Raw genomic sequence first — 12,664 nt, forward strand, 5'->3', positions numbered from 1 at the left:
CACGCTGGCCTTGGGAATCGACCCTACCGGCTTGCCGGTAAACGGATTGATCACATCGATCCGGCGCTCGCTGCCGACCAGCTTGCCGGCAATACGCATTTCCTGATACAGCGGTACCCCATCTCTGATTTTGCTTAATTCGTGCAGCATCGACATTTATGGCTCCTGGTGGCTGGCATGATACGTAAGACTTGCTGACTTATAGTGGCGATGCCGGTTTAAACGGCGGCCTGCATGGCGAAATAAAAAACATCGAAGTTGCGCAGGCGGTGATCGGATGGCGGCGCCTCGATGCGACGGTTGAACATCAATGGCACCCGCTGTTCCGAGATGCCGCCGTGCGAACGCAGCGGCAGTGTCAGTTCGGACAGGTCGTGACGTGCCGTCGAGGTACCGATCACGGTCAGGCGTTCGCTGACAATCACCAGGTCACCGATACGATCCGGCGGCAATTCAAAACGTGCGGCCGCTTCGGCGCGCGTCAATACCACTTCGATGCCTTGCAGCGCGGCTATCTGGCGGCTGACGCTGTCAAGGTTGGCACCGTCGTTGAGGTACACGGTGGCATACGAACCGAGCGCGCCGTGATGCACCACATACGGATCGGTAATCGGCAAGATCACGCGCGTTTTGCCGGCGCCGACGCGGGCGTCGAGCACGTCTTGCAGATAGATCACATTCGGTTTGCCGGCGCTGTCGGTCTTGGCGTTCATGCCATGATCGGCGGTCAGGCCAATCACCGCACCGAGCGCATCAAGCTGGGTCAGGTAGTGATCCATCATGGCGTAGAAGGCATTGGCACCGGGTGTGCCGGGGGCATATTTATGCTGAATGTAGTCGGTGGTGGACAAGTACATGATGTCCGGGCGCTGCGTTTCCAGCAGCTTGACGCCGGCGGCAAACACGAACTCCGACAGCTCGGCGCTGTACACCGATGGCAACGGCATGCCGGTCAGTTCCAGCAGATTGGTAATGCCATTCTGTTCCATCGTTGCCTGATCGGCTTTCTCGGCCGAGAAGCAGATACCGCGCATCTTGTGGCCGAGCAGACTGCGCAGCTTATCCTTGGCGGTGATCACTGCCACCTTGGCGCCGGCATCAGAAAATGCCGCAAACAGGGTGCCGGCGCGCAAATACTTGGCGTCGTTCATCATCACTTCCTGATTGGCCTCGCGGTCCAGGAAATAGTTGCCGCAGATGCCGTGTACTGCCGGCGGTACGCCGGTGACGATGGACAGATTGTTCGGATTGGTAAAGCTCGGCACCACACAATCGCCGCTCCAGGTAGTGCCCTGAGCCGCGATTTTCTTGAGGAACGGAGCGACGCCGGCTTGAATTGCCTGGTTGATATATTCCTGTTCGCAACCATCAACGCACACCACGACGACCGGGTGTTTCATCCACGGATAGTTGCGGCCATTGACCTGCAGAGTTTTGGAGCTGGACATGGGTTTGCCTTTCAGTTTGACTGCGGTTCGATTGAGGTTATGTTTGTGCTTGCTGCGGCTGCATCCAGCGCGCAGTGCATACGGTGACGGCCGGCCATGGCATGCTCGCGCATGAACTGGCCGGCTTGTTGCGGGTTGCCGGTAGCGATGGCATCGACAATCTTGTGATGTTCGGCGGTCGAGGTCGGCAAGCTGCCGGTCTGCGCCAGCGCCGAACGCCGGTAGAGATTCAATTCATTGACCAGCCGCCGGTAGGTGTTGATCAGCTTGTGGTTGTTGGTCATGTTGAGCAACAAATCGTGGAATTGCAGATTGGTCTGCAGATAACCGTCGACGTCGCCGGTGGCGGCCAGATTGTCCATTTGATCGAGCAGGGCGCGCAATGCGCTGACTTGCGTCGGCGTGATGGTGCTGGCCAGCTTGCGCCCGATCAACTCATCCAGCGCGCTGCGTACTTCATAAATATCGTCGGCTTCCGCCAGCGTGATCTGGCGCACGAAGACGCCGCAATTTTTTTCCTGTTGCACCAGACCGACTTGTTCCAGCGCCCGGAATGCTTCCCGCACCGGGCCGCGCGATACCCCCAGCATTTCTGCCAGAACGGCTTCATTGAGCTTGTCGCCGGCGGCCAGATCGCCGTCGAGGATCATGCGCTCAAGCTCTTTCTGCACCAATGATGGCAACGAGTGTTGTTGCAACAGGGCAATTGTGCTCATCGTGCGGTTGGTGGTCATGGTGATCTTTTTATTTATCGAACTTGGTCTGAACGTCCCGTCGCGGCAGTCACATCCTCTGAACACCGCGTACTGCCTGGCTGCCGCACCAGCTGAAACATTTTTTTGCGGTGCTTTATTCAATCAGTGATTGCACTTTAATTTAGTCGGGTGTAGATTGTCAACAATTTACAAAATATATAAATCGGTCACCGGGAAACAATGTTGCCCGGCAGACAGTGGCAGGAGGCAAGGCGTTAAGATGGATCAGGCAGGTGGGTTACGGCAGTAATACCGATTGAATGAGACAACATCTGAGGAGATGACATGAAAATTATAAAGAAGCCCCAATTTTTCCGGTTCTTGCGCAATACCGCGCTCATGAGCGCCATGGCGCTGGTGGCGGGAGCAGCAACGGCGCAGCCGAAAACGGCATTGCTGGTCTACACGGCGATTGAAAGCGACGCCATGAAAGCCTACAAAGATGGTTTTGAAAAGGCCAATCCGGACGTTGAAATCCGCTGGGTGCGCGACTCCACCGGCGTCGTGACCGCCAAGTTGCTGGCGGAAAAGAATAATCCGCAGGCCGATGTGGTGCTCGGCGTTGCCGCCAGCAGCCTGGCCTTGCTGAGTCAGGAAGGCATGCTGTTGCCATACGCACCGACCGGCTTCAAAGATCTGAATCCGGCCTATTCCGATACCGCACGGCCACCGGCCTGGGTCGGCATGGATGTGTGGGGCGCCACGGTCTGCTTCAATACCATCGAAGCCAAAAAACTGAACCTGCCGAAACCGGAAACCTGGAAAGATCTGGCCAAGCCGATTTACAAAGGCCAGATCGTGATGCCACATCCGGCTTCAAGCGGCACTGGTTATCTCGATGTCACCGCCTGGTTGCAGATGTTTGGTGAAGCCGAGGGCTGGAAGTACATGGATGCCCTGCATCAGAACATCGCGCAATACACGCACTCCGGTTCCAAGCCTTGTACCATGGCCGGCACCGGTGAATTCCCGATTGGCATTTCATTTGAATTCCGAGCGCATCAGGTCAAGCGCACCGGGGCACCGGTCGAACTGATCTTCCCGAAAGAAGGTCTGGGTTGGGATATCGAAGCCAGCGGCATCATGAAGGGCACCAAGAATCTGGCAGCCGCCAAGAAGCTGGCAGACTGGATGACCACCAAGGAAGCCAATCAAATCAGCGCCACCTGGTGGGCGATCGTTGCCTATCCGGGCATTGCCAAGAAGGTCGATGGCATTCCTGAAAATTACGAAAAAATGTTGGTGCCGAATAACGACTTCAACTGGTCAGCCAAGAACCGCGCGCGGATTCTGGCCGAGTGGAGCGGGCGTTACAACGCCAAGGCGGAAAAGAAGTAAATCTCGAGCGGCGGCCGGCAGCGCCTGACGGTGCGCGCCGGCGCCGGCAATCATGATCTGATCAAGAGAGGATTTTCCATGCCCAAGCAAAATCAATATCTGGTACTTGAAAACATTTCAAAATCGTTCGGCAGCTTTCATGCGCTGCGCGACATCAATCTGACCATCGCCGAAGGCGAGTTCGTCTGCTTCCTCGGCCCGTCCGGCTGTGGCAAGACCACCCTGCTGCGCATCATCGCCGGTCTGGAAAGCCAGGATCGCGGACAAATCAGTCAGGGCGGCAAAGACATTTCGTGGCTGCCGCCAATCAAGCGCGACTACGGCATCGTGTTTCAGTCGTATGCGCTGTTTCCGAATCTGAGCATTGCCGAAAACGTGGCCTACGGTCTGGTCAATCACGGCAAGTCACGCACTGACATTCGCGCCCGGGTGACCGAGTTGCTGGCGCTGGCCGGCTTGCAAAGCAGTGGCGACAAATATCCGGGACAACTGTCTGGCGGCCAGCAACAACGCATCGCACTGGCGCGGGCGCTGGCCACGTCGCCCGGTTTACTGTTGCTGGATGAACCGCTGTCGGCCCTCGATGCCATGGAACGGGTACGCCTGCGCGGCGAGATCCGGCAATTGCAGCAACGACTCGGCGTCACCACTATCATGGTCACGCACGATCAGGAAGAAGCGCTGACCATGGCCGATCGCATCGTGGTCATGAACAACGGCAAGATCGAACAGATTGGTACGCCGCAACAGGTTTATCTGCAACCGGGCTCACCATTCGTGGCGGCATTCGTCGGCAAGGTCAATATCCTGCAAGGCACTTCGCTCGGCGACGGTCGCTTCCGCATCGGTCAACTGGATTTCCTGAGCGAATCGCGGGTCGATCATATTCCCGCCGGCGATCCGGTCAAGGTGTATCTGCGGCCGGAAGATTTTGTCGTGCGTGACGCCGAAACGCGCACTGCCAACCGCGCCATGGGCGAAGTGCTGAAGATCGAATTCCTCGGTGCCTTCAGCTATCTGACGGTGGCGCTGGCCGGCATGGAACAGCAACCGGTGATTGCATCGATGTCGCTCAACCTGCTCAAAGAGTTGAAACTGACCGTGGGCAGCAAAGTGTTGTACGGCTTGTTGCCGGAACGGATCCGGGTGTACTGTCAGCACGAGCAGGCACCGGCAGCGTCACTTGCATTGGCGGAGGCCGCATGAACCGGGCCGACAATCTCAGCCCGCCGCTGGGCATGACGGCCGGGGCAACGCCGGCGCGCAATGTGCGGGGCCATCAACAGAGTCACTGGCATGACCGCATCGGTCACTTGTTGCTGTTGTTGATGTGCATCGGCCTTGCGGTCTTCTTGCTGATGCCGGTGCTGATGATTCTGATGCATAGTGTGCTGGACGCGCAGGGCCGTTACGTCGGCTTGCGTCAGTTCGCCGAGTACATGTCGACGCCGGCATTACGGCAATCGATTGGCAACACGCTGTTCATTGCCACCTCCGTGACCTTGCTGGTGATCCCGGCAGCGTTCACGTTTGCCTATGCGCTGACCCGCAGCATGATGCCGCTCAAGCGCGTATTCCGCACCATTTCACTGATTCCGATTCTGGCGCCGTCGCTGCTGGCCGCGATTTCCTTCATTCAATGGTTCGGTACTCAGGGTGTGCTCAAGGGTTTGCTTGGCGGGGCCTCGATCTATGGACCGATCGGCATCATCATCAGCGAATGCTATGGCGTCTTTCCGCACGCACTGATGATCATCATCACGGCGCTGACCCTGGCCGACGGTCGTCTGTATGAAGTCGCCGACTCGCTCGGCACCGGCACCATCCGCAAATTCTGGACCATTACCTTGCCCGGCGCCAAGTATGGCCTGATCAGCGCGGCGCTGGTGGTATTCACCTTTACCGTCAATGATTTCGGCGTACCGAAAGTCATCGGCGGTGAATTCAATGTGCTTGCCATCGATGTCTATCAGCAAGTGATCGGTCAGCAAAACTTCAACAAGGGCGCCGTAGTCAGTCTGCTGCTGTTGCTGCCGGCGCTGATGGCATTCGTGATCGACTTCACCATCCGTCGCAAACTGCAATCGCAACTGTCGGCGCGTGCGGTACCGTATGTGCCGAAGAAGAACCGGGTATTCGATGCACTGATGTTCGTCTACTGCGCCATCATCTGCGGCCTGATGCTGGCCGTGCTCGGCATGGCGGTGTATACCTCGCTGATCAAACTGTGGCCCTACAATCTGACGCTCAGTCTGGACCATTATTACTTCGGTCTGGTCGAAGGCGAGATGCTGGAATCGTATCTGAACAGTCTCAAGCTGGCGCTGTACGTAGTGGTGTTCGGTACCACACTGATCTTCAGTACGGCTTATCTGGTGGAAAAGACGCGCGGCATGAATGGCGTGCGTCCCGTGATCCGGATGCTGGCGCTGCTGCCGATGGGCGTGCCGGGCCTGGTGCTGGGTCTGGGCTACATCATGTTCTTCAACGACCCGGCCAACCCGCTGAGCTTTCTGTATCGCAGCATGTTGATTCTGGTGCTGTCGACCATCGTGCATTACTTCACCTCCAGCTATCTGACGGCGGTGACCGCACTCAAGGCCATCGATAACGAGTTCGAAGCAGTGTCGGCCTCGCTCAAGGTACCGTTCTACAAAACCTTTGTGCGGGTGACGGTGCCGGTGTGTCTGCCGGCGGTGCTCGATATCGGCCGTTACCTGTTCATCAATGCCATGACCACGATTTCCACTGTAGTGTTTCTGTATTCGCCCGATACCACGCTGGCTTCGGTCGCGATTCTGAATCTGGAAGCCGAAGGCAAGATCGGACCCGCCACGGCGATGGCGACCCTGATCGTGCTGACTTCGATTCTGGTGTGCGGCCTGTATGCCCTGGTGACCCGCGTGTTGCTGAAAAAAGCCCAGCGCTGGCGCAGCGCCACCTGATTGCAGATGTCGTCGTGATGACTTATCCGAACCAAATTTCGTCTCAATTCAACCACCAAAGGACATGCCATGAGCCTCGTTAGCCGCGATCCTATCCTTCTTACGCCCGGACCTCTGACCACTTCTCTTGCCACCAAGACCGCCATGCTGCGCGACTGGGGATCATGGGATGCCTCGTTCAATGCGATTACCGCCGACGTGCGCCGCATGCTGCTCGATATTGCCAACGCCAAGGAAACCCACGTCTGCGTGCCGATGCAGGGCAGCGGTACGTTCTCGATTGAAGCCGCCGTCAATACCTTGTTGCCGCGCGACGGCCACATGCTGGTACTGATCAACGGCGCTTACGGCAAACGCATGGCCAAGCTGGTCCAGATGATGGGTCGTCAAGTGTCGGTATTTGAAACGCCGGAAGATGTGCCGACCACCGCCGCCGACGTCGACCGCCTGCTGACTGCCGATACCAGCATCACGCACGTCGGCCTGATCCATTGCGAAACCAGCACCGGCATTCTCAATCCCTTGCACGACATTGCCGAAGTCGTGGCGCGTCACAAACGCAGTCTGATCATTGATGCCATGAGTTCGTTTGGCGCCTTGCCGGTGAATGCCAAAGAAGTGCCGTTCGATGCCTTGATCGCGGCCAGCGGCAAGTGTATTGAAGGACCGCCGGGTATGGGTTTCGTACTGGCGCGGCGCACCGTGCTGGAAAAAATGGAAGGCAATTGCACCTCCTTGTCGCTTGATCTGTTCGATCAGTGGACCTACATGGAGAAGACCACGCAATGGCGCTTTACGCCGCCGACCCATATCGTCGCCGCGTTCCATCAGGCGCTGTTGCAATTTGTTGCCGAAGGCGGACAGACGGCGCGGCTGGCGCGCTACCAGAAGAACTATGAAACCCTGATGGCCGGCATGGCGGAACTCGGTCTGAAGCAGTTTCTCGATCCGAAGATCCAGGCGCCGATCATTGTTACGGTGCATGCGCCGGCCAGTGATAACTATGAATTCAAGCGCTTCTACAATCAGGTGCGCGACAAGGGGTATGTGCTGTACCCGGGAAAACTGACGCAAGCGGAAACGTTCCGCGTCGGCTGTATCGGCGCCATCGGTGCCGACGAGATGCGCCAGGCAGTACATGCCATGGCGGATGCCTTGCGGGAAATGGGCATCAGCACCAAGGCGACCAAGGCACCGGCGACGAAAGCCGCAGCGCACGCGCTCTGAACCAGACCTGCATGCAAAACGGCGCCCAGTGATGTGCGCCGTTTTGCTTTGCTCGGCCTTACTGCCGGCATTGTTTAAGTCGGTTTGCTTTACTTGTTCGCCAACCACGGCAACGAATAGAATTTCTTGTTGCGCGCATAAGAAGCATCAATACGGTCACGCACCGCCGGCGATTCCTGATAAATCTTGATGAAACGCAGGATGCGTGGATCCGTGGCGTTGTTGTCGCGCGTAACGAAGTGGATCGCCCAGCGCCGGTCTTCGACCCCGCTGAAAATCAATCCGTGTTTGTCGGCGACATCGGCCTTGCCAGCCGCCACATAGTGCGACGTGACGCCTTGCGCCAGATCGACATCTTCAAGCGAACGCACTAGTTGCGGACCATCGATTTCAATCAATTTGAGCTTCTTCGGATTGGTCACGATATCGTTGATTGTCGCTTTCGCGCCGATCCCGGGTTTGAGCTTGATCACTCCGGCGTGTTCCAGCAACAGCAGGCCACGACCCTGATTGGCGGGATCGCTGGCCACCGCGACCTTCGCACCCTCCGGCAAATCGGCAAACTTGTTGTACTTCAATGAAAACAGACCGACGTTGGGCAGCAAGCCGACGGCAATCGGTTTGAAATGATAGTTGCCGACTTTCTCGGCATTTTCCAGAAACGGCAAATGCTGGAAGTAATTCACATCCAGATCGCCCGCTGCCAGCGCCGTATTGGGACCGGTCCATTCGGTGAATTCAATTACCTTGACGTCCAGCCCTTGTTTGCGGGCTTCTTGTGCGGCGACCTCGATGGAGTCGGCAATCGCGCCGGGCGTGACGCCGATGGTCAGCGGTGCGGCCAGCGCGGCGGTGCCGTTGGCGCAGATGGCGACGGTCAAGGTGGTGAGCGCCAGCAGACGCGGCAGAAATGCGGGGTAATGCATGAAGAAGTCCTTTGTGAAAATGATCAGGCGGCGATATGTGTTGGTTGGTCGGAGCTGGTGTCGCTGCCATCCCGCTGACGCCAGCGTGCCGCACCATGGCTGGCCGGCAATCGATTTCCAGCGCCGAAGAATTTGTTGCGCAACGCGCCTTCGGTATAGGAGGTGCGATAACGTCCGCGGTTTTGCAGCTCCGGGACCACGATGTCGATAAAGTCTTCGTAAGTTTCCGGCACCACGATGCGGGTCAGGTTGAAACCGTCGATATCGCCTTCATCAATCCACTGTTCCAGTTTGTCGGCAACTTGTGCGGCGTCTCCGACGATGGTGTTGTAGCGGCCGCCGAGCTTGTGTTGTTCCAGCAGCTTGCGACGCGTCATCTGGTTTTGTTGCGCCACCTGCGTTGCCGATTGAATCGAATTGGAGGTGCCGTATTCGATTGCTTCGTCCAGACCGTAACGGGAGAAGTCGATGCCGGTGCTGGCGGAAAAATGCGCCAATCCGCCTTCGGCGCTGGCATAGTGCAGATATTCGGCGTGCTTTTCCTGTGCTTCCTTTTCCGTATGACCGGGGATCACGGCGACCCCGACAAATATCTTGACGTCATGCGGATCGCGTCCGGCATCGGCGACTGCCTGACGAATCTTTTTGGCGCTGGCACGCGCCGTGGCCGGGTCGCTGGCATTGATGAAAATGCCTTCTGCATGTTGCCCGGCGAAGCGCTGACCGCGTCCCGACGAGCCAGCCTGAAACAGCAACGGCGTGCGTTGTGGCGAGGGTTCGCTCATGTGATAGCCGCGCGAGCGGTAATAGGGACCGTCATGCGTGATCGAATGGACCTTGGCCGGATCGGTATATATTCTGCGCGCACGGTCCGCAATCACGGCATCGTCTTCCCAACTGCCTTCCCATAATTTGTAGCTGAGTTCGAGAAAGTCATCGGCGCGGTCATAACGCTGATCATGGTCGGCCAGGCCATCCTGACCCAGACCACGGGCGCCGCTGTCGACATAGCCGGTGACGATGTTCCAGCCGATGCGGCCATTGGTCAACTGATCCAGGGTCGATATCTTGCGCGCGAAGGTGTACGGTGTTTCGGCGCTGATGGTGGCCGTCACGCCGAAGCCGAGATGTTTGGTGACGGCGGCCATCGCCGAAACCAGCAGCCACGGATCGTTGACCGGCGTCTGGATCGACTCGCGCAATGTCAGATCGATGTTGCCTTGATAGACGTCGTAATAGCCGATGATGTCGGCGATGAAAATGCCATCGAACAAGCCGCGTTCCAGTATTTTTGCCAGGTTGATCCAATAATCCAGCGTATTGTATTGATGCGACTGATCGCGCGGATGGGTCCACATGCCGTGATGAATGTGGCCGACGCTGTTCATGTTGAAAGCGTTGACGTGGATGATTTTCTTTTGACTCATGACGATGGCTTTTCGTGAAATGGAACGCGTCAGATGGCACCGTGGCGCGGCGGCTTTTTGCCATTCAGGGCATAGTTGCCGATGGCGTGATATTTCCAGCGCACCGGATCGTGCAAGGTATGGGTGCGGACATTGCGCCAGTAGCGATCAAAGCCGTGGCTGGCATCGGTCGCAGCGGTGCCTGCCAGTTCGAACAATTTGCTGGCAGCCAGCAAGCCGGCACTGGTGCTCAGGACTTTGGCTTCGGCCACGGCGACCGAGGCCTCGGCAACGCTGTTTGCATCAGGATTGCGCTGCGCGGCATCCACCAGTCGCGCCGCGCGCCTGATCAAAGCATCGGCCGCCCGCAGGCGCACATGCACGTCCCCGACTTGCTGCAACAGCAGCGGATCATCAGTCGCGCGTTCTACATTGGCATCGATCCACGGCCGCGCGTGCTGGCGCAGATACGGCAGCGTGGCTTGCAATGCGCCGTGTCCGATACCGACGTCAATCGCGCAGTGGATGATCTGGGCGAACGGACCAATGGTAGTCGGTGTATCAAACGAAGCCTTGAATGGCAGAATCCATTCCGGGTCGATGACGACATGATCGAATTGCACCGAGCCGCTGCCGGTAACCCGCTGGCCAAAGCCATCCCAGTCATCGGTGATGTCGACGCCGGCGGCAGTGCGTGGAATGAAAATCAGATAAGAAGTTTCGTCCGCACCTTCCTGCGCTACGGCGAGTACCGGTATCCAATGTGAAAACAGCGCACCGGTGCAATAGAATTTCTTCCCGGTGACGACATGCTGGCCATTTTCACGGGTCAGTGTCGTGCGGCGTTTGTAATCCTTGTGGCCAATCTCGGCCAGCGCATTGCCGAAGCGATCACCTTTGAGAACGCGGTCATAGAAGAAACGCTTCTGCGCTTCGGTACCACCGACGCGTAAAACTTCCAGCGCATAGAAATGGTTTTGTGGAATGTGGCCGAGCGAACCATCGGCAGCGGAAACAAGGGCGATGATTTGCGACAGCGTCCACGACGAAACGCCGGCGCCGCCATATTCGCGCGGCACGGTAATGCCCCATAGGCCGCTGGCGCTGTATTGTTCGACTTCGGCCCAGGGCAGCAGGCGATCACGGTCGCGCAGGCGGTCGTTCAGGGAAAAGTCCTGCGCCAGTTCACGCGCCCGCGCCAGCGCCTGCGCGTCGCTGGTGATCAGCGCCGGGATGCTGGCTGGTGCGGCAGGCGCAACCGGCGCCGCGATGCGCGCACCGGTTGCCGATGAAATGGCTTGCTGTTCCAGCGTGTTGGTTTGTGTCATATACGGTGTTCGCTTTGCTTCTGGAAATCAGGTTAAAACCGGGGTTGAATCAATTCCATTGATGCCGGCGCGGAAACACATCGTTGAGCAGGTAATTGCCGATCAAGTGATATTTCCAGCGCACCGGATCGTGCAGCGTATGTACGCGTGCATTGCGCCAGTGCCGGTCCAGATTGTGGGCGGCGCGCGTGGCAGAAGAACCGGCCAGTTCGAACAGCTTTTCAGAAACGCTGAGCGCCGCTTCGGTCGACAGGATCTTGGCTTCGGCAATGGCGACGGACGCTTGGGCGCTGATCGCTGCGGTGACCGGGTGTCGGCTCAAGTCATCCAGCAGACGCGCGGTCTCCGCCAGCACTTCGTGCGCGGCATGGACATCGATTTGCAGCTTGCCGACTTCCTGAATGATGTAAGGATCTTCGGTGGCGTGTTCGACGTGGGCATCGGTCCATGGTCGCGTCCGCTCTTGCACGAAACGGATGGCGTCGCGCAAGGCGCCTTCGGCGATGCCGACATCGATCGCGGCTTGAATCAGTTGCGATTTCGGACCGGACAGATTGGGAATGTCGGCGAAGCGGCTCAGATGGATGACAGCATCGTCGTCGACCGGCACCTCGTGCAGCAATACCGTGCCGCTGGCAGTGGTGCGTTGTCCGAAGCCGTTCCAGTCGTCAATCACTTGCAGGCCGGGCGCATCGCGCCGTACCCAGACCTGCACCGGCAGGTTGTCGTCATCGACCGAGCGAAACGGAATCCAGTGAGCGTACAGCGCACCGGTAGAGTAGAAGCGGGTACCCGAGACGCGCAAGCCGGCATCGGTCTTTGTCAATCGGGTAGTGGGCGTGCTGACTACCGCGGCCTTGGCTTTGCGCTCCGGACCGGCATTGCCGAGCCGGTAGCCATTCAGTACATCGGCAAACCAACGGGTCTTTTGCGATTCGGTGCCGAGGTCCAGCAGATTCTGAATCAATGCGAAATGATTTTGCGGAATCTGTCCCAGCGAGGGATCGGCGGCGCACAAGATCACAAACACCTCGGCGACCGTTTCATTCGATACTTCGGCGCCGCCGTAGCTGCGCGGAATGGTAATGCCGCCCAGTCCGCTGGCGGTATAGCGATCCAGCTCATCCCATGGCAGGCGGCGTTCGCGATCACGCAAGGCGGCGTCGACCGCAAAGTCGTCCGCCAGTGCGCGCGCGACCCGCAGCGCTTCGGCATCGCTGCCGATGCGGTGCGGTGTGACCGGTGGTGTTGGCAACCGGGCGGTTGCGGTTGGATGCGGTGTGGCAGTCAT

The 12,664-nt window shown here is 58.2% G+C and carries 10 protein-coding genes; 4 read left to right on the forward strand and 6 right to left on the reverse strand.

The window, feature by feature from the left end:
- Window positions 1-218: 218 nt before the first annotated feature.
- Window positions 219-1,448 (reverse strand): phosphonoacetate hydrolase, encoded by a 1,230-nt coding sequence (gene phnA / locus AKL27_RS24045; RefSeq protein ID WP_050465415.1) that lies wholly within the window; start codon window positions 1,446-1,448, stop codon window positions 219-221.
- Between the two features lie 11 nt (window positions 1,449-1,459).
- Entirely contained in the window at window positions 1,460-2,182 is a 723-nt protein-coding gene (locus AKL27_RS24050; RefSeq protein ID WP_050465416.1) for a phosphonate utilization associated transcriptional regulator, read from the reverse strand.
- Between the two features lie 306 nt (window positions 2,183-2,488).
- On the opposite strand from AKL27_RS24050, the gene AKL27_RS24055 reads away from it, so the two are divergent.
- The 4 genes from AKL27_RS24055 (at window position 2,489) to AKL27_RS24070 (ending at window position 7,713) form a co-directional block, all read left to right on the forward strand.
- Complete coding sequence (locus AKL27_RS24055) at window positions 2,489-3,541, forward strand: putative 2-aminoethylphosphonate ABC transporter substrate-binding protein (protein ID WP_050465417.1); 1,053 nt, start codon at window positions 2,489-2,491, stop codon at window positions 3,539-3,541.
- Between the two features lie 78 nt (window positions 3,542-3,619).
- Entirely contained in the window at window positions 3,620-4,747 is a 1,128-nt protein-coding gene (locus tag AKL27_RS24060) for a putative 2-aminoethylphosphonate ABC transporter ATP-binding protein (RefSeq protein WP_050465448.1), read from the forward strand.
- Window positions 4,748-4,779: 32 nt separating this feature from the next.
- Window positions 4,780-6,486 carry a putative 2-aminoethylphosphonate ABC transporter permease subunit gene (locus AKL27_RS24065; protein WP_050465450.1) on the forward strand — a complete coding sequence of 569 codons (1,707 nt, stop codon included), beginning with the start codon at window positions 4,780-4,782 and terminating at the stop codon, window positions 6,484-6,486.
- A 69-nt stretch (window positions 6,487-6,555) separates the two neighbouring features.
- A complete protein-coding gene (locus AKL27_RS24070; RefSeq protein ID WP_050465418.1) occupies window positions 6,556-7,713 on the forward strand; it encodes a 2-aminoethylphosphonate--pyruvate transaminase in 1,158 nt (385 codons plus the stop codon).
- 89 nt (window positions 7,714-7,802) lie between these two features.
- On the opposite strand, the gene AKL27_RS24075 is transcribed toward AKL27_RS24070, so the two are convergent.
- From AKL27_RS24075 to AKL27_RS24090, 4 genes are read right to left on the reverse strand one after another with little or no spacing between them, the layout of a single operon-like run.
- The gene (locus AKL27_RS24075; protein WP_050465419.1) at window positions 7,803-8,639 is read right to left on the reverse strand and encodes a MetQ/NlpA family ABC transporter substrate-binding protein; all 837 of its coding nucleotides are present in this window, start codon (window positions 8,637-8,639) and stop codon (window positions 7,803-7,805) included.
- A gap of 23 nt (window positions 8,640-8,662) precedes the next feature.
- Window positions 8,663-10,066, reverse strand: coding sequence for an LLM class flavin-dependent oxidoreductase (locus tag AKL27_RS24080; protein WP_050465420.1), 1,404 nt, complete (start codon window positions 10,064-10,066; stop codon window positions 8,663-8,665).
- Between the two features lie 29 nt (window positions 10,067-10,095).
- Window positions 10,096-11,373, reverse strand: coding sequence for an SfnB family sulfur acquisition oxidoreductase (locus tag AKL27_RS24085; RefSeq protein WP_050465421.1), 1,278 nt, complete (start codon window positions 11,371-11,373; stop codon window positions 10,096-10,098).
- 49 nt (window positions 11,374-11,422) lie between these two features.
- Complete coding sequence (locus AKL27_RS24090) at window positions 11,423-12,664, reverse strand: SfnB family sulfur acquisition oxidoreductase (RefSeq protein WP_050465451.1); 1,242 nt, start codon at window positions 12,662-12,664, stop codon at window positions 11,423-11,425.

It is taken from the genome of Herbaspirillum autotrophicum (assembly GCF_001189915.1).
GTDB lineage: Bacteria > Pseudomonadota > Gammaproteobacteria > Burkholderiales > Burkholderiaceae_D > Herbaspirillum > Herbaspirillum autotrophicum.